We start from the raw sequence: 17,350 nt of genomic DNA, 5'->3' as shown, positions 1-17,350 counted from the left end.
GACACCATGAAGCATTCGGCAGTCTCATGTGCGTTTTATTGAACAAACCAGGAGACCGTGATGAGTGTCGAGCAGATTCTAGACTTTGCCGTAGCCACGCCAGACCCGGTGCGCTACCAGCCCGCTCCGGAAAAGATCATCGCGGGCCAGCCCGACCAGGCGGTTTTCAACCATTACAGCAGCCCTTGCCAGCAGTTCTCCGCTGGCGTCTGGGAAGGGGCCATAGGCCACTGGACGGTCAACTACAGCGAACACGAATACTGCGAAATCCTCCAGGGCGTTTCGGTGATTCGTGACGAAGCCGGTGGCGCTAGAACCGTACGCGCTGGGGACCGCTTCGTCATTCCCGCCGGGTTCAAGGGGACCTGGGAAGTGCTCGAGCCCTGCCGAAAGGTCTACGTGGTCTTCGAAGCAAATAAGTAACGCAATGGGCAAGGCTGCGCCGTGGAAGATGAGCCCGGCCCGAATACCCGGGCTCATTCATCGAGGAGCAGGACCATGACCAATGAAGAAATCACCCAGCGCTACAGCTATCTGATCGGTACGCCCTACGACGAAAGCATGAAGACGACCATCAGTAAGGAAACCGGCCGTGATCGAGTATTGGGGCCGAATGAAATCAGCACAATGGAGTTCGACCCTCAGCGAGTTCACATCAGGGTTGACGGGAATGGCAATGTCCAAGGCTTCGCCTTCAACTGAGCCTGCGTCGAGGAGCTTGCCTTGAGCTGACTTCAGCGCATGGAAGGCAAAAAAAAACCCGCATCTGACGATGCGGGTTTTTTCGCGCCTGGGACCAATTACTTGATCTTGGCTTCCTTGTAGATCACGTGCTTGCGAACCACAGGATCGAATTTCTTGATTTCGATCTTGTCGGGGGTGGTGCGCTTGTTCTTATCGGTGGTGTAGAAGTGGCCAGTACCGGCGCTCGACACCAAACGGATCAATTCACGCATGATTCTCTCCCTTAGACCTTGATGCCATCGCGGCGAATGTCAGCCAGAACGGCGTCGATGCCACGCTTGTCGATGATACGCATGCCCTTGGCGGATACGCGCAGGCGCACGAAGCGCTTCTCGGACTCGACCCAGAAGCGATGGTGCTGCAGGTTCGGCAGGAAACGACGACGGGTTTTGTTGTTTGCGTGGGAAATGTTGTTCCCGGTTACCGGACCCTTACCGGTAACTTGACAGACTCTCGACATGCCTCAGCCCTCTAAACCACATGCCCAACCCGGCATGGGTTGGCCGCTTTATCTCTCAGTCAAAATGGCGCGAAGGCGCAAAGCCGTTCAAACACCGTGTTTCGCAGGGGCTGACAGGTCGGCCAGACAGGCTCGCCCGCTGAGCGAAACGCCCTACCCCTAGAAAAGAGCGCTGCTTTATACCAGAAACCCCAACCGGCGACAACAGGCCAAGGCGCCGTCCAGCGGTGTTGGCCAACCCAGTGCCTGCTCTGACAGGGTTGCGCGGATTCGCCGCTGGTCGAGGCACACGGAAAATTTGAATGGCAGAAACGGATGAAGATCTCTAGGTTAAGTATTTTCCAGACTGCGCCGGCAGATGGCCCTTACTCTCGCCAAGGAATCGACCATGCGTCTTGCGTCAACCTCGCTATTGTTCGCCGCGCTCGGCTTTTGCGCCCTCGCCCAGGCAAAACCTCTGGCCGTCTGTACCGAAGCCAGCCCGGAAGGCTTCGACGTGGTGCAGTACAACTCGCTGACCACTACCAATGCATCGGCCGACGTGTTGATGGACCGCCTCGTCGACTATGACGCCCAGGCCGGGAAGGTAGTACCTGACCTGGCCGAGCGCTGGTCAGTCAGCCCCGATGGCCTGACCTACACATTCAACCTGCGCAAAGGCGTGCGCTTCCATAGCACGGACGCGTTCAAGCCCAGCCGCGAGCTGACGGCCGAAGACGTTGTGTTCAGTTTCAACCGCATGCTGGACACGGCCAACCCCTGGCATAAGGTCGCCCAGAGCGGCTTCCCGCATGCGCAGTCCATGCAGTTGCCCGCCCTGGTCAGGCAAGTGGATGCGCCCGACCCCGCTACGGTGCGTTTCGTGCTCAATCGCCCGGACGCGACCTTTCTCGCTACCCTGAGCATGGGCTTCGCCTCTATTTATTCGGCCGAGTATGCCGCGCAATTGATGAAGGCCGGCACGCCGGAAAAACTCAACAGCCAACCGGTGGGTACCGGCCCGTTCATTTTCGTGCGCTATCAGAAAGATGCCCAGGTGCGCTTCAAGGCGAACCCGGACTACTTCGGCGGCAAACCCGCGGTAGACCCGCTCATCTATGCCATCAGTCCGGACCCGAACACGCGCATGCAGCGCCTGCGTGCCGGTGAGTGCCAGCTCGCGCTCTCGCCCAAACCCCAGGACATCGCCGCCGCGCAAGGAGATGAAAAACTGCAGCGGCTTGAAACACCAGCCTTCATGACCGCATTCGTGGCCATCAACACCCAGCATCCCCCGCTGGACAAACCCCAGGTACGCCAGGCGATCAACCTGGCCTTCGATAAACAGAGCTATCTGAAAGCGGTGTTCGAAGGTACCGCTCAAGCGGCCAACGGTATCTATCCGCCTACGACCTGGGGCTACGCGGGCGATGCCCAACCCTATGCGCACGACCCGGCCAAGGCTCGCCAACTGCTGGCGGATGCCGGCCTGAAGGAGGGATTCAGCACTACCCTGTGGACGCGCCCCAGCGGGAGCCTGCTAAACCCTAACCCCACCGCTGGCGCCCAGATGCTTCAGGCGGACCTTGCAGCAATCGGTATCAAGGCCCAGATTCGCACCCTGGAATGGGGTGAGCTTATCCGGCGCGCCAAGGCCGGCGAGCATGACCTGCTATTCATGGGCTGGGCGGGAGACAACGGAGACCCGGACAACTTCCTCACACCTCAGTTTTCCTGCGCGGCTGTGCAGTCGGGCACCAACTTCGCGCGCTTCTGTGATCCGACGCTCGACGGGCTGATCTCCAAAGGCAAGGCGACCACCGCGCAAGCCGAGCGCGGTGAGCTGTACCGCCAGGCTCAAGCGGTTATCCAGAAGCAGGCGCTGTGGCTCCCGCTGGCGCACCCGCAGGTCACGGTACTGGCGGCCAGGAATGTCAAAGGCTACCAACCCAATCCATTCGGGCGGCAGAACTTCACCCGCGTGAGCGTGGACTGACAGGCCGCCTACATCAGCCCGAGCTCGGCCATGGACAGCGGCTCACCTTCGCCGATGATGAAATGGTCGAGCACCCGCACATCGATATAGGCCAAGGCCTCCTTGATTCGCTGGGTGAGTTGACGGTCTGCCTGGCTGGGCTCGGCCACGCCTGAGGGGTGGTTGTGACACAGGATGAGCGCCGCGGCATTATGGGCCAAGGCGCGCTTGACCACCTGGCGAGGGTAGACGCTGGCGCTGTCGATGGACCCGTGGAAAAGCGCCTCGAAGCCCAGCACCCGATGGCGTGAATCCAGGTAAAGGCAGCCGAAGACCTCGTGGGGCTCATGACGCAGCATGGCCTTGAGGTAGGCCCTGACAGCGGTGGAGTTTTCCAGGGCCGAATCACGCTTGAGCTGCTCGGCCAGATGCCGGCGAGCGATTTCCAGTACTGCCTGCAGCTGCGCATACTTGGCCTCGCCCAGGCCAGGCTGACCACTGAAGCGCGCCAGATCGGCCTGCAACAGGCCTCGCAATCCCCCTAGCTCATCCAGAAGGCGACGGGCCAGCTCCACCGCGTTGCAACCTTTGACACCGGTACGCAGGAAAATGGCCAGTAGCTCGGCATCGCTGAGCACCTGGGCGCCTCGGCTGAGTAGTTTTTCCCGTGGGCGCTCGGCCTCGGGCCAGTCTCGTATGGCCATGGTTCCTCCTTGTGGGCCTGGGGCGCCGCTGTTCCGTAGCAGACGCTGTGCTATCTTAGCCCAACTTTTTTGGCGTCGGCCCCGGGCTTCACCGGGCCGGGTCCAGGGATCGTTTCAGATCGTAACCACAAGCGGACAAAGGCAGGCCCAATGCAGCGGCTGTATCGAAAACGCATCGTTCTCGGGGTCGGCGGCGGCATAGCCGCCTACAAGAGCGCCGAGCTGGTGCGCCGGCTTCTCGAGCAAGGCGCCGAGGTGCGCGTGGTCATGACTCGTGGCGGCAGCGAGTTCATCACGCCCTTGACCATGCAGGCGCTCTCTGGCCACCCCGTGCACCTGGACCTGCTCGATCCGGCGGCCGAAGCGGCCATGGGCCATATCGAACTGGCCCGCTGGGCCGACCTGGTGCTCATCGCGCCGGCTACCGCCGACCTTATCGCGCGCCTGGCCCAGGGCCTTGCCAATGACCTGCTGACCACCCTGGTACTGGCAACGGATGCCATCGTGGCCCTGGCTCCGGCCATGAACCAGGCCATGTGGCGAGATCCAGCCACCCAGGCCAACCTGGAAACCGTGCAGGCTCGCGGATTGAAAGTCTTCGGGCCGGCCGCCGGAAGCCAGGCCTGCGGTGACATCGGCCTGGGACGCATGCTCGAGCCTGCCGACCTGGCCCACCTGGCCGCCGATTGCTTCCAGCGCCAGGCCCTGACCGGCAAGCACGTGCTGATCACCGCCGGCCCTACCCAGGAAAACATTGACCCGGTGCGCTACATCACCAATCACAGCTCGGGGAAAATGGGTTTCGCCCTGGCCGAGGCCGCGGTCGAGGCCGGCGCGCGGGTGACCTTGGTCAGCGGCCCGGTGCACCTGGCCACGCCGGACCGGGTCAACCGGATCGACGTGGTCAGCGCGCGCGACATGCTCGCGGCGTGCGAGGCAGCGATGCCTTGCGACCTGCTGATCGCATCGGCGGCCGTGGCTGATTATCGCCCGGAGGTCATCGCCCCGCAGAAGCTCAAGAAAGACCCTTCCACCGCGGATGGCCTGATGCTGCGCATGGTCCGCAACCCGGATATCCTCGCCACCCTTTCCGGGCGGCCGGATCGGCCGTTCAGCGTAGGCTTCGCCGCTGAAACCGAACATCTTCTGGACTACGCCGCGCGCAAGCTGCGCGACAAGAACCTTGACCTGATCGTGGCCAACGATGTCGCCAACCCCAGTATCGGCTTCAATAGCGAAGAAAACGCCTGCAGCGTCATCGACCGCCAGCTCAATGAAACGCTGCTTCCACAAACCAGCAAGGGCAAGATCGCCCGCCAGCTGATCGCACTTATCGCGACCCGTCTTCAACAGGTTCAGTAACCCATGCACGCTTTGCAAGCCCGTATCCTCGACCCCCGCCTGGGCAATGATTTCCCTCTGCCGGACTACGCCACGCCGGGCTCCGCCGGCCTTGACCTGCGAGCCATGCTGTCGGCGAACGTTACCCTCGAACCCGGCCAGACCATCCTCATTCCAACAGGGTTGTCGATTTTCATCGCCGACCCAGGTCTGGCGGCGCTGGTGCTGCCCCGCTCGGGCCTTGGCCACAAGCACGGCATCGTATTGGGCAACCTGGTAGGCCTGATAGATTCGGATTATCAAGGTGAGTTGATGGTGTCCTGCTGGAACCGTGGTCAGAGCGCTTTTGAAATTGCCGTGGGCGAGCGGATTGCGCAGTTGGTGCTGGTTCCGGTGGTGCAGGCACGATTCGAGGTAGTCGAGGCGTTCGATCAGAGCCAGAGGGGCGCGGGCGGCTTCGGACATTCCGGGAGCCACTGAGCGACTTAGCGGGGCCCTTCAAGGACAGACACAAGGAGCGGTTGTGAAAGGCATCATGGAACAAGCCCCCACGGCGCCCGGGCATGACGGCGCTTCCGAACTGCAGCTACTGCGTCCGGGCCTCGTGGTAGCCGCCATCGGCCTGCTGGTGGCGGCCCTGCTGGTCTGGATCGCCCTGCCAGGCCCCTCGCAACAGGCCTGGCGCTGGCAGCTGGCACAATCGGCCGCGTCAGCCCAGGCCGCTACCTTGCGCCAAGGGTTTGCCCAGATAGTGGCCGATACCCAGGCGGCAGCCAACGACCCTGCCCTGGCGGCGGCGCTGCAGAGCGGTGATAGCGCGCGGCTGCGCAACGCCGAGGCCGGCCTGCGTTACCGAGACGGCGTCGTCGACGCCGTGCTCACGCCCCTGGGCCAGGGTGAGCCTGACAATCAGCGCGCCGCGCCCTTCACTTTTGCCGCCCTCGATCTGCTCCGCCGCGCCGAAGCCGGCCAGCCGCCGCCACTGGAGGCGCAACGTGCCGGTCAAGGCTGGCTTATCTACAGCGTGGCCGCCGTGCGCGCATCCGGCAGCCAGAAGGTACTGGGCACCGTACTGCTGGCTGTCGATGCACAGCGGATACTGCGCGGGTTGCCCACCCTCCCCGAGCAGGCGGGCGAGCTGCTGTTCCAGCAACGGTTTGGCGATGGCCCGGTGCAGGTGGTGTACCAGGCTGGCAGGCCAGGCAATGCCCGCCCCTATGCCCTTGATCTTGGCAACCCTAACTGGACCCTGCGCTTCACCCCGGGCGCCGCTTATGACGCGCCCACGCCATGGATCTCCCTCGTGCTCGGCCTGGCAGCCTTGCTGATCGCCGCCGGCGCGTTCTGGGTAGCGGTGGTACTGGTAGTGCGCAACCTCCGCGCCCGGCTGCGTGAAGACGCTCGTCAATTGAATCAACTGGTGGACGAACTCTCCGGCGGAAAAAACGTCAAAGCGTTCAGTTTGAGCCTTGCAGAGCTGAACGGGGTGGCCCAGGCCATCGCCAGGCTCACGCCGAGCGAGGCTCGAATCAACCCCGGCGCCCCCATGGGAGCCAACCCAAACGGCATTACGACTCGCAGTGCCCCGGTTGCAGACCCTCGAGACTCAGCCGAGTCGCGAAGCGCGCGGCCACTTTTTCAAGAGACTGACGTACTCGGTGTCGCAACCCTCGATGCCGACCAGGACTTCCTGCGAATGGAGCATTCCCCCGCTATGAACAGCATTGCACAAGTCGCCCCCCAGGTTCCCGCGAGCATTTTCCGCGCCTATGACATCCGCGGCATCGTGGGTGACACCCTCACTGCCGATACTGCCTACTGGATCGGCCGCGCCATTGGCACCCAGAGCCTGGCCCAGGGCGAGCCGCATGTGAGCGTAGGTCGCGATGGCCGTTTGTCCGGGCCTGAACTGGTCCAGCAACTGATTCAGGGCGTGGCCGACAGTGGCTGCCATGTCAGCGACGTGGGCATGGTACCTACCGGCGCGCTCTATTTCGCCGCCAACGTGCTCAAGGGCAAGTCTGGGGTGATGCTGACCGGCAGCCACAACCCTGCCAACTACAACGGCTTCAAGATCATCATCGCTGGCGACACCCTGGCCAACGAACAGATCCAGAAGCTGTACGAACGCATCCGCGACAACGACCTGGCCCAGGGCCAAGGCAGCATCGAAAAAGTCGACATCCTTTCCCAGTACGATGCCTACATTCAGAAAGACATTGCCGTACCACGCAAGTTGAAGGTGGTCGTGGACTGCGGTAACGGTGTCGGCGGAGTCATCGCGCCACAGCTGATCGAGAAGCTGAACTGCGAGGTCATCCCGCTGTTCTGCGAGGTTGACGGCAACTTCCCCAACCACCACCCGGACCCGGGCAAGCTGGAAAACCTTGAAGACCTGATCGCCAAGGTCAAGGAAACCGGCGCGGACCTGGGCCTGGCGTTCGATGGCGACGCTGACCGTGTAGGCGTGGTCACCAACGAAGGTACCGTGGTCTATCCTGACCGCCTGCTGATGCTGTTCGCCCAGGACGTGCTCTCGCGCAATCCGGGCGCGGACATCATCTATGACGTTAAATGCAGCCGCCGTCTGAAAGCGCTGGTAGAGGGTTATCAAGGCCGTCCGGTCATGTACAAGACCGGCCACTCGCTGATCAAGAAAAAAATGAAGGAAACCGGCGCCTTGCTGGCCGGTGAAATGAGCGGTCACGTATTCTTCAAGGAACGCTGGTTCGGCTTCGACGACGGCATCTACAGCGCCGCGCGCCTGCTGGAAATCCTCAGCCAGAAGAGCGAAACCGCCGAAGCCGTCTTCGCCAAGTTCCCGAACGACGTTTCCACGCCGGAAATCAACATCAAGGTCACCGAGGAAAGCAAGTTCAGCATCATCGAGGCGCTGATCCAGGACGCCCAGTGGGGCGATGCCAGCCTCAACAAGATCGACGGCGTTCGTGTCGACTATGCCAAGGGGTGGGGCCTGGTGCGCGCCTCCAACACTACCCCCGTGCTGGTACTGCGGTTCGAGGCCGAGGATGATGCCGAACTCGAGCGCATCAAGGGTGTGTTCCGTGAGCAACTGCTGCGCGTAGCTCCTGACCTCAAGGTGCCTTTCTAACGGCAGCCGTGCTGGCTGCAGCCTTGCGATAGACGTTTAAAAACAGGCTCGGAATGCGCGTTTACAGGGAGTAGACTGCGCATCCCCTGCCTGTGCCGATTGCTCCAGGCAGCCTCCCGTACGCGCTTCCCCACTTCAGGAGCCCTGCATGATCCTCGATCGTGATGCCGCTACCAATGTCGCCAAGGTACTCTCCGAGGCCTTGCCGTACATCCGACGCTTCGTCGGCAAGACATTGGTCATCAAGTACGGCGGCAACGCCATGGAAAGCGAGGAACTCAAGACCGGGTTCGCTCGTGACGTCGTACTCATGAAGGCCGTGGGTATCAACCCGGTGGTCGTACACGGTGGCGGCCCGCAGATCGGCGACCTGCTCAAGCGCCTGGACATCGAAAGCCATTTCATCGACGGCATGCGCGTCACCGACGCCCAGACCATGGACGTGGTCGAAATGGTTCTGGGTGGCCAGGTGAACAAGAGCATCGTCAACCTGATCAACCGGCACGGTGGCAGCGCCATCGGCCTTACCGGCAAGGACGCGGAACTGATCCGCGCGCGCAAGCTGACGGTTACCCGGCAAACCCCTGGCATGGACAAGCCTGAAATCATCGATATCGGCCTGGTCGGCGAAGTCAGCGGCGTCAATACCGAGCTGCTGAACATGCTGGTCAAGGGCGACTTCATTCCCGTGATCGCGCCTATCGGCGTCGGTGCCGATGGCGAATCGTACAACATCAACGCCGACCTGGTGGCGGGCAAGGTGGCCGAGGCCCTGAAGGCCGAGAAGCTGATGCTCCTGACCAACATCGCCGGCTTGATGGACAAGAACGGCCAGGTGCTTACCGGCCTTACCACCGAGCAGGTGGACGAGCTGATCGCCGATGGCACTATCTATGGCGGCATGCTGCCGAAGATCCGCTGCGCACTGGAAGCGGTGCAAGGCGGCGTGAACAGCTCTCACATCATCGATGGGCGAGTACCCAACGCGGTACTGCTGGAAATCTTCACCGACGTTGGCGTCGGGACCTTGATCAGCAACGCCAAGCGGCAATGAAACCGCGATCAGGGCGCCAATAGCTGCTGCAGGCGCGCACGATCCGCATCGAAGGTGCGGTTCGTGTCGTCGCGCATCCTTTGGTACCTGAGAGACTGGGCATCCAGCTCGGCCTGGCGCTGGCGGACCGCCTCGAGCTGATCCAGTACGCCCTGCGATACAGGCTGCCCGTTACGCTCCTGGTTGGCCGCGTCGCCCTGAAGCGATGCCTGCTGGGCTTGGAGCCTTTGCCTGTCGCCCTGGGTGGCGGTCAACAAGCCATCGATCTCGCCCAACTGGCGCTGCCGGGCACGCTCCAGATCCTCGATACTGCTGTAGCGCCCCCGCAGCTTGGCATCCGCCTCGGCCTGGGCGCGCCGCGCGGCGGCAGCCTGAACCTCTTCGGCGGTAGGCGCCGGGGGTACCGTTTGCAGCACGCGGCCCTGGGCGTTGAGGATCTGATACCCCTTGGAGATGAACTCAGGAGGCACCCCCTGGCGGTCCAGCACGATCACGCCGCGATCGTCGGTATACCGATAGAGCTGTACGGGCGGAGCCGGCTGAGTGGCCAGGGCGGCCAATGGGAGCAGCAGCCCCAGCGACCAGCCCAGGCCGCGGCCCATGGTCAGATCCCGTACTCGGCGCGATAGGCTTGCACGGCGGGAAGGTGCTGCTTGAGCTGGGCATCCTCGGCAAGGTATTCCAGGACCTGGTCCAGGGACACGATGCTCACCACCGGGATACCGTAGTCGCGCTCGACTTCCTGGATGGCCGACAACTCGCCCTTGCCCCGCTCCTGGCGGTTCAAGGCGATCAGCACGGCGGCGGCCCTGGCCTGCTCCGCCTGGATGATGGTCATCACCTCACGAATGGCAGTGCCCGCGGTGATCACATCGTCAATGATCAGGACGTCGCCCCGCAGCGGCGCACCCACCAGGCTTCCGCCCTCGCCGTGGTCTTTGGCTTCCTTGCGGTTGAAGCACCAGGGCACGTCACGGCCATGCTTGTCGGCCAGGGCCACCGCCGTCGCCGACGCCAGCGGGATACCCTTGTACGCGGGGCCGAAGAGCACATCGAAGCTCAGGCCGCTGTCGACGATCGCCGATGCGTAGCATTGCCCCAGACGGGCCAGGGCCGAGCCCGTATTGAACAGGCCGGCGTTGAAGAAGTAAGGACTGGCGCGCCCGGACTTCAGGGTAAACTCGCCGAAACGCAGCACGCCGCGCTCGATGGCAAAACGAATGAAGTCACGCTGGTAGGCTTGCATGTAAAAGTCCTGAATACCACGGATTTAGCTAAATAACTTGACCTCGGGTATCATACACGCACGAGATTTTTGGGGCCATTTATGCGGATCATCAGTGTGAACGTCAATGGGATTCAGGCAGCGGTCGAGCGTGGCTTGCTCAGCTGGCTGCAAGCCCAGAACGCCGACGTGATCTGCCTGCAGGATACCCGTGCCTCGGCGTTCGAACTGGACGATTCCGCTTATCAGCTCGATGGCTATTTCCTGTATGCGGCCGACGCGGAAGTGTCGTCCCAGGGGGGCGTCGCGCTCTATTCGCGGTTGCAGCCCAAGGCGATCATCAGTGGCCTGGGGTTCGAAACGTCCGATCGTTTCGGCCGTTACCTGCAAGCGGATTTCGACAAAGTCAGTATCGCTACACTGCTGTTCCCCTCCGGGCGCGGCGGCGACGAAGAGCTCAATCAGAAATTCAAGCTGATGGACGACTTCGCCCGCTACCTGGACAAGCAGCGGCGCAAGCGGCGTGAATACATCTATTGCGGCTCGCTCTACGTGGCCCAACAGAAGCTGGACATCAAGAACTGGCGCGACAGCCAGCAATCGCCAGGCTTCCTTGCGCCGGAGCGGGCATGGATGGACGAAATCGTCGGCAACATGGGTTACGTGGACGCTCTGCGCGAGGTCAGTCGCGAAGGCGACCAGTACAGCTGGTGGCCTGATAGCGAGCAGGCGGAAATGCTCAACCTGGGCTGGCGCTTCGATTACCAGCTGCTTACCCCTGGCCTACGGCGCTTCGTGCGCAGCGCGCGGCTGCCGCGTCAGCCACGCTTTTCGCAGCACGCGCCCTTCATCGTCGATTACGACTGGACCCTGACCATCTGACGAGGCGGCCGCCATGCCGCCCCGCCAGGCAGCGGATCAGCGGATCAGCCTCAGGGTGAGCGGGTAGCGGTAGTTCACACCCTCGTTGGCCTTGATGGCGGCGATGATGGTGAAAACGATCGCCAGGATGGCCACCAGCCCGAGCAACGGCAGGCCGATCAGGATAAAGAACAGCAGGAAGCACACCAGCGAAGCCAGGGTCACGGTGATCTGGAAGTTCACCGACTCCTTGCCTTGGGCATCGATGAAGGCGCTACGGTCTTTCTTGAGTTGCCAGACCACCAAGGGGCCGATCAGATTGCCGAACGGGAATACGAATCCCAAAAACGCCGCCAGGTGGCAGAACATGCCCCACTGGCGGGCTTCAGAGGTAGGGCCGGCAGGTGGAAGTCGCTCATCCATGTCACTTCTCCTCGAGCCCGGGCCTTATTGCGCCAGGGCAGCTTTTTGTATTTCGAATAGGTCGACCATGCCCTTCTGGGCCAGCGCCAGCATAGCAGTGAGCTCCTCGGGCTGGAACGGCGCGCCTTCGGCGGTACCCTGTACCTCGATGAAGCCACCGGCGCTGGTCATCACCACGTTCAGGTCCGTCTCGGCGGCCGAGTCTTCGAGGTAGTCCAGGTCAAGTACCGGCTCACCCTGATACATGCCTACCGACACCGCGGCGATCATCTGCTTGAGCGGGTCGCCAGCCTTGAGGCCGCCGCGCTTCTTGACCATTTTCAACGCATCGACCAGGGCGACCATTGCCCCGGTGATCGAGGCAGTGCGCGTACCGCCGTCAGCCTGGATCACGTCGCAGTCCACGTACAGCGTAATGTCGCCCAGCTTGCTCATGTCCAGCGCGGCACGCAGGGAGCGGCCGATCAGTCGCTGGATTTCCAGAGTCCGCCCACCCTGCTTGCCTCGGCTGGCTTCGCGCTGGTTCCGCTCGCCGGTAGCCCGCGGAAGCATGCCGTATTCGGCGGTCAGCCAGCCCTGGCCCTGACCCTTGAGGAAGCGAGGCACTCCGTTTTCAACGCTGACAGTGCAAATAACCCGGGTATCACCGAACTCGACGAGCACCGAGCCTTCCGCATGCCGGGTGTAGTTGCGAGTGATGCGGATCTGACGGAGCTGGTCGGCGGCGCGACCACTTGGACGTTTCATCTGGCTACCTGTACGCAATGAAAAACTGGCGAACAGTATAAAGGCCGGATGGCGTCCCAGGTATTTAAAAAGGCTACATACGACACCCGGCCGGGCGCTTTCACGGTTTGGGGCCCTGCCCCTGGTTGGGGTACACTCTTGCGCCTCGATTCTTCTCCCGCGCCGCTGCCTTCATGCGCGGTCATCATGAGGTCTCCTCGCCATGGTCCATAGCATGACCGCCTTCGCCCGGGCCGAGCGCGCCGAGGCCCAGGGCACGCTGTCCTGGGAACTACGCTCGGTCAACCATCGCTACCTGGAGCCCCACCTGCGCCTGCCCGATGCCTTCCGCGAACTCGAAGGCGCGGTGCGCGATGCCCTGCGCGTCGGCCTGTCACGTGGCAAGGTGGAATGCACCCTGCGGCTGAACGAGGACGCGGCCAGCCAGGCACCTCGCCTGGACCTGGCGCGTGCCCGGGAGCTGATCGCCTCGGCCGAGGCCGTGGCTGCGCTGACAGCAAGCTGCGCGCCCATCGACCCATTGCAGGTGATGGCCTGGCCGGGCGTGATGGTCACCCAGGCGATGGATGCCCAGGCGCTGCAAGCGAGCGTCCTCGGGCTGTTCAACGATGCACTGGAGGAACTCAAGGTCGGCCGCGCCCGCGAAGGTGCCGAACTGGCCCGATTGATCAACGAGCGACTCGATGCCATGACCGTGGAAATCGACACATTGCGCGAGCAGGTACCCCAGATGCTCGCCACCCAGCGGCAGAAAATACTGGACCGGTTCGCCGAGGTCCGGGCCGAGCTGGACCCGGCGCGCCTGGAACAGGAGCTGGTATTGCTGGCCCAGAAAAGCGACGTGGCCGAGGAACTCGACCGGCTGACCACCCATGTGCGCGAAGTACGCCGGGTGCTCTCCAGCGCCGGCGCGGCCGGCCGGCGGCTGGACTTCCTGATGCAGGAACTGAATCGCGAAGCCAATACCCTCGGCTCCAAGGCCTTCGACCCACGCAGCACCCAGGCCGCGGTCAACCTCAAGGTATTGATCGAACAAATGCGCGAGCAAGTGCAGAACATTGAGTAAGGCGACTTCCATGAAACCGACCCCCGGCACCCTTTACATCGTTTCCGCGCCCTCCGGCGCTGGCAAGACCAGCCTGGTCACCGCGCTGACCGGCGCCGACCCCAGTATCCGGGTGTCGGTGTCCCACACTACCCGGGCCATGCGCCCGGGCGAGGTGAACGGCGTCAACTACCATTTCGTCGATCGCGAGACTTTCCTGGGCATGGTCGAGCATGGAGACTTCCTGGAGCGAGCCGAGGTGTTCGGCAACCTCTACGGCACCTCTCGCAGCAGCCTGCAGCGCACCCTCGACGCTGGCCTGGATCTGATCCTGGAGATCGACTGGCAAGGTGGTCAGCAGGTACGTCAGCTCATCCCTGGCACCCGCTCCGTCTTCATCCTGCCACCGTCCCAGCAAGCGCTGCGCCAGCGCCTGACCAACCGGGGCCAGGATAGCGAAGCGATCATCGAAGGGCGCATGCGCGAGGCGGTCAACGAAATGCGCCATTACGTCGAGTACGACTACCTGGTGATCAACGATGACTTCGATACCGCGCTGGCGGACCTCAAGGCCATCTTCCGGGCCAACCGTCTGAACCAGCCTCTGCAGCATGCCCGGCACGAAACGCTGCTCCAGGGGCTGCTGGCCTGAGCCTGGGCCGCGCCTCGCTGACCAACGGGCGTAGAAATACCGCTTCGCCCAGCGGTGGCCCTTCCATTCGGGCTGGTGATTTTTTAAACTGTCCAGTCCGCTGACCCGCCGTAGGTGGGCGCTCACTGTATTTGTACGAGGAAGACCATGGCCCGCGTGACCGTTGAAGACTGCCTGGAACATGTCGATAACCGCTTCGAGCTGGTCATGCTCGCCACCAAGCGCTCCCGCCAGCTGGCCACCGGCGGCAAGGAGCCCAAGGTGGGTTGGGAAAACGACAAGCCTACCGTGGTAGCCCTGCGCGAGATCGCCGCGGGCCTGGTCGATTACGATGTAATCGCCGAGGCTGAGATCGTCGATGAAGAACCGCTGTTCACTGCGTTCGAGGACGAGGCCAACGAGGCCGTCTAAGCGTATGCCCTGTCGACCCATCGCCGCGAAGCCGCCAACCGGCCAGGAGGGCTCTCCTTGCCAGGCATAGACGTTCTCGCCGAGCGCTTGTCGACCTATCTCGGTCAGGACCAGGTCAACCTGGTCCGCCGGGCCTACTATTACGCCGAACAGGCCCATGACGGCCAACGCCGCCGCAGCGGCGAACCCTATGTGACCCACCCCTTGGCGGTGGCGAACATCCTCGCCGACATGCACATGGACCATCAGAGCCTGATGGCGGCCATGCTGCATGACGTCATCGAAGATACCGGCATCGCCAAGGAAGCGCTCTGCGCCCAGTTCGGCGAAACCGTGGCCGAACTGGTCGATGGTGTCAGCAAGCTGACCCAGATGAACTTCGAGACCAAGGCCGAAGCCCAGGCGGAAAACTTCCAGAAAATGGCCATGGCCATGGCTCGCGACATTCGCGTGATCCTGGTCAAGCTGGCCGACCGGCTGCACAACATGCGCACCCTGGAAGTGCTCTCCGGTGAAAAACGGCGCCGCATCGCCAAGGAAACCCTTGAAATCTACGCGCCCATCGCCAACCGCCTTGGCATGCACAACGTGCGCGTGGAATTCGAAGACCTGGGTTTCAAGGCCATGCACCCCATGCGCTCCGAGCGCATCCACCAGGCCGTCAAGCGCGCCCGCGGAAATCGCAAGGAGCTGGTGGCCAAGATCGAACACTCACTGGCCAACTGCCTGGCCGTGGACGGTATCGAAGGAGACGTGAGCGGCCGTCAGAAGCACCTTTACGGCATCTACAAGAAGATGCGCGGCAAGCGCCGGGCCTTCAACGAGATCATGGATGTCTATGCCTTCCGCATCGTAGTGGACAAGGTGGACACCTGCTACCGCGTGCTAGGCGCCGTTCATAACCTGTACAAGCCCCTGCCGGGACGCTTCAAGGATTACATCGCCATTCCCAAGGCCAATGGCTACCAATCCCTGCATACGACGCTGTTCGGCATGCACGGCGTGCCGATCGAGATCCAGATCCGCACCCGGGAAATGGAAGAAATGGCCAACAACGGCATCGCCGCCCATTGGCTGTACAAGTCCAATAACGATGAGCTGCCCAAGGGCACCCATGCGCGCGCACGCCAATGGGTCAAGGGCGTGCTGGAGCTCCAGCAGCGGGCCGGCAACTCGCTGGAGTTCATCGAAAGCGTCAAGATCGACCTCTTCCCGGACGAGGTCTACGTATTCACGCCCAAGGGCAAGATCATGGAGCTGCCCAAGGGGTCGACGGCGGTGGACTTCGCCTATGCCGTACATACCGACGTGGGCAACAGCTGCATCGCCTGCCGCATCAACCGGCGCCTGGCCCCACTGTCCGAGCCTCTGCAAAGCGGCTCCACGGTAGAAATCGTCAGCGCGCCAGGGGCTCGCCCCAATCCGGCCTGGCTGAACTTCGTGGTGACGGGCAAGGCTCGCACTCACATTCGTCACGCGCTCAAGCTGCAACGCCGTTCGGAATCGGTGAGCCTGGGCGAGCGTCTGTTGAACAAGGTGCTCAACAGCTTCGATGCCTCCCTGGACCTGATTCCCGCGGAACGTATCCAGCACTTGCTGGCCGAATATCGTCTGGAAGTCATCGAAGACCTGCTCGAAGACATCGGTCTCGGCAACCGCATGGCCTACGTGGTCGCCCGGCGGATGCTGGCTTCCGAAGGCGAGGCTTCGCCCAGCCATGAAAGCCCCTTGGCGATTCGTGGCACAGAGGGCCTGGTCCTCAGCTACGCCAAGTGCTGCACCCCTATTCCCGGCGATCCGATCGTGGGCCATCTCTCGGCGGGCAAGGGCATGGTGGTGCATCTGGAAAGCTGCCGAAACATCAGCGAAGTACGCCATAACCCCGAGAAATGCATCCAGCTGGCCTGGGCCAAGGATGTAAGCGGCGAATTCAACGTGGAGCTGCGCATCGAGCTGGAACATCAGCGTGGCCTGATCGCCCTGCTGGCGAGCAGCGTCAATGCCGCCGATGGCAACATCGAGAAGATCAGCATGGACGAGCGGGACGGCCGGACCAGCGTGGTGCACCTGGTGGTGAGCGTACACGACCGCATCCATCTGGCTCGCGTCATCCGCAAGCTGCGTGCTCTGAACGGAGTCATACGAATCACGCGCATGCGGGCCTAGGTTCGCGGCGCACCGGCCACTACAACAAGGAATTTGCAATGACCAAGAGCGTTATCCACAGCGACAAGGCACCCGCCGCCATCGGCACCTACTCCCAGGCCATCAAGGCGGGCAACACCGTCTACATGTCGGGGCAGATTCCGCTCGATCCAGCCACCATGGAACTGGTCGAAGGCTTCGAGGCCCAGACCATCCAGGTGTTCGAGAACCTGAAATCGGTAGCCGAAGCCGCTGGCGGCTCCTTCAAAGACATCGTCAAGCTCAACATCTTCCTGACCGACCTGAGCAACTTCGCCACGGTCAACGAGATCATGGGCCGCTACTTCCAGCAGCCGTACCCAGCTCGCGCCGCCATTGGCGTGGCAGCCCTGCCCAAGGGTTCGCAGGTGGAAATGGACGCTATCCTGGTCCTGGAATGAACCCAACGGCGGGCCTTCGCTGGCTTGCCGCC

The 17,350-nt window shown here is 62.6% G+C and carries 20 protein-coding genes; 13 read left to right on the top strand and 7 right to left on the bottom strand.

From position 1 onward, the window contains the following. The first annotated feature begins 60 nt into the window (after positions 1–60). Both ACP691_RS13590 and ACP691_RS13585 read left to right on the top strand, forming a co-directional pair. The gene (locus ACP691_RS13590) at positions 61–423 is read left to right on the top strand and encodes a cupin domain-containing protein (protein ID WP_426150777.1); all 363 of its coding nucleotides are present in this window, start codon (positions 61–63) and stop codon (positions 421–423) included. Positions 424–498: 75 nt separating this feature from the next. Beyond that, the gene (locus ACP691_RS13585) at positions 499–702 is read left to right on the top strand and encodes an I78 family peptidase inhibitor (protein WP_426150779.1); all 204 of its coding nucleotides are present in this window, start codon (positions 499–501) and stop codon (positions 700–702) included. 98 nt (positions 703–800) lie between these two features. Here the strand turns inward: ACP691_RS13585 and rpmG are convergent, their stop codons facing one another. Together rpmG and rpmB are read right to left on the bottom strand one after the other, a co-directional pair. Next, positions 801–956 (bottom strand): 50S ribosomal protein L33, encoded by a 156-nt coding sequence (rpmG, locus tag ACP691_RS13580; protein ID WP_003457707.1) that lies wholly within the window; start codon positions 954–956, stop codon positions 801–803. 11 nt (positions 957–967) lie between these two features. Continuing rightward, complete coding sequence (gene rpmB, locus ACP691_RS13575; protein WP_040260312.1) at positions 968–1,204, bottom strand: 50S ribosomal protein L28; 237 nt, start codon at positions 1,202–1,204, stop codon at positions 968–970. A gap of 388 nt (positions 1,205–1,592) precedes the next feature. Here rpmB and ACP691_RS13570 point away from each other — a divergent pair, with 388 nt between their 5' ends. Beyond that, on the top strand, positions 1,593–3,179 hold the full coding sequence (locus ACP691_RS13570) for an ABC transporter substrate-binding protein (protein ID WP_426150782.1): 1,587 nt from the start codon (positions 1,593–1,595) through the stop codon (positions 3,177–3,179). 8 nt (positions 3,180–3,187) lie between these two features. Here ACP691_RS13570 and radC read toward each other — a convergent pair whose 3' ends face one another. Next, entirely contained in the window at positions 3,188–3,862 is a 675-nt protein-coding gene (gene radC, locus ACP691_RS13565; protein ID WP_040260314.1) for a RadC family protein, read from the bottom strand. Positions 3,863–4,012: 150 nt separating this feature from the next. On the opposite strand from radC, the gene coaBC reads away from it, so the two are divergent. From coaBC to argB, 4 genes are all read left to right on the top strand, one after another. Next, positions 4,013–5,224 (top strand): bifunctional phosphopantothenoylcysteine decarboxylase/phosphopantothenate--cysteine ligase CoaBC, encoded by a 1,212-nt coding sequence (coaBC, locus tag ACP691_RS13560; protein ID WP_426150785.1) that lies wholly within the window; start codon positions 4,013–4,015, stop codon positions 5,222–5,224. A 3-nt stretch (positions 5,225–5,227) separates the two neighbouring features. Further along, positions 5,228–5,683: a dUTP diphosphatase gene (dut, locus tag ACP691_RS13555; RefSeq protein ID WP_426150787.1), complete on the top strand. Its 456-nt coding sequence runs from the start codon at positions 5,228–5,230 to the stop codon at positions 5,681–5,683. 1,234 nt (positions 5,684–6,917) lie between these two features. After that, positions 6,918–8,315: a phosphomannomutase/phosphoglucomutase gene (locus ACP691_RS13550; protein WP_426151125.1), complete on the top strand. Its 1,398-nt coding sequence runs from the start codon at positions 6,918–6,920 to the stop codon at positions 8,313–8,315. Between the two features lie 148 nt (positions 8,316–8,463). Then, positions 8,464–9,369 (top strand): acetylglutamate kinase, encoded by a 906-nt coding sequence (gene argB, locus ACP691_RS13545; RefSeq protein ID WP_426150789.1) that lies wholly within the window; start codon positions 8,464–8,466, stop codon positions 9,367–9,369. Positions 9,370–9,377: 8 nt separating this feature from the next. On the opposite strand, the gene ACP691_RS13540 is transcribed toward argB, so the two are convergent. Further along, positions 9,378–9,971, bottom strand: coding sequence for a DUF4124 domain-containing protein (locus tag ACP691_RS13540; RefSeq protein ID WP_426150791.1), 594 nt, complete (start codon positions 9,969–9,971; stop codon positions 9,378–9,380). A 2-nt stretch (positions 9,972–9,973) separates the two neighbouring features. Then, the gene (pyrE, locus tag ACP691_RS13535) at positions 9,974–10,615 is read right to left on the bottom strand and encodes an orotate phosphoribosyltransferase (RefSeq protein WP_040260319.1); all 642 of its coding nucleotides are present in this window, start codon (positions 10,613–10,615) and stop codon (positions 9,974–9,976) included. Positions 10,616–10,696: 81 nt separating this feature from the next. Between pyrE and ACP691_RS13530 the strand changes: the two genes are divergently transcribed. After that, the gene (locus tag ACP691_RS13530) at positions 10,697–11,476 is read left to right on the top strand and encodes an exodeoxyribonuclease III (RefSeq protein ID WP_040260320.1); all 780 of its coding nucleotides are present in this window, start codon (positions 10,697–10,699) and stop codon (positions 11,474–11,476) included. Positions 11,477–11,512: 36 nt separating this feature from the next. Here ACP691_RS13530 and ACP691_RS13525 read toward each other — a convergent pair whose 3' ends face one another. Beyond that, complete coding sequence (locus tag ACP691_RS13525; RefSeq protein WP_426150794.1) at positions 11,513–11,878, bottom strand: DUF4870 domain-containing protein; 366 nt, start codon at positions 11,876–11,878, stop codon at positions 11,513–11,515. A 24-nt stretch (positions 11,879–11,902) separates the two neighbouring features. Beyond that, on the bottom strand, positions 11,903–12,625 hold the full coding sequence (gene rph, locus ACP691_RS13520; protein ID WP_426150796.1) for a ribonuclease PH: 723 nt from the start codon (positions 12,623–12,625) through the stop codon (positions 11,903–11,905). A gap of 202 nt (positions 12,626–12,827) precedes the next feature. Here rph and ACP691_RS13515 point away from each other — a divergent pair, with 202 nt between their 5' ends. From ACP691_RS13515 to ACP691_RS13495, 5 genes are all read left to right on the top strand, one after another. Beyond that, positions 12,828–13,691: a YicC/YloC family endoribonuclease gene (locus ACP691_RS13515; protein ID WP_426150798.1), complete on the top strand. Its 864-nt coding sequence runs from the start codon at positions 12,828–12,830 to the stop codon at positions 13,689–13,691. Between the two features lie 10 nt (positions 13,692–13,701). Continuing rightward, entirely contained in the window at positions 13,702–14,322 is a 621-nt protein-coding gene (gene gmk / locus ACP691_RS13510; RefSeq protein ID WP_426150800.1) for a guanylate kinase, read from the top strand. Between the two features lie 147 nt (positions 14,323–14,469). Further along, positions 14,470–14,733, top strand: a complete 264-nt coding sequence (rpoZ, locus tag ACP691_RS13505) for a DNA-directed RNA polymerase subunit omega (protein WP_040260325.1) — start codon at positions 14,470–14,472, stop codon at positions 14,731–14,733. Positions 14,734–14,790: 57 nt separating this feature from the next. Then, positions 14,791–16,899 (top strand): bifunctional GTP diphosphokinase/guanosine-3',5'-bis pyrophosphate 3'-pyrophosphohydrolase, encoded by a 2,109-nt coding sequence (gene spoT / locus ACP691_RS13500; protein ID WP_040260326.1) that lies wholly within the window; start codon positions 14,791–14,793, stop codon positions 16,897–16,899. A gap of 38 nt (positions 16,900–16,937) precedes the next feature. Next, the gene (locus tag ACP691_RS13495) at positions 16,938–17,318 is read left to right on the top strand and encodes a RidA family protein (RefSeq protein ID WP_040260327.1); all 381 of its coding nucleotides are present in this window, start codon (positions 16,938–16,940) and stop codon (positions 17,316–17,318) included. The last annotated feature ends 32 nt before the right edge of the window (positions 17,319–17,350 follow it).

The sequence above is a fragment of the Pseudomonas sp. DC3200b2 genome (genome assembly GCF_049895785.1).
In the GTDB taxonomy this organism is placed as follows: domain Bacteria; phylum Pseudomonadota; class Gammaproteobacteria; order Pseudomonadales; family Pseudomonadaceae; genus Aquipseudomonas; species Aquipseudomonas massiliensis.
The sequence above is the reverse complement of the archived record's forward strand: the minus strand, read 5'-3'. Positions and strand labels throughout refer to the sequence as shown.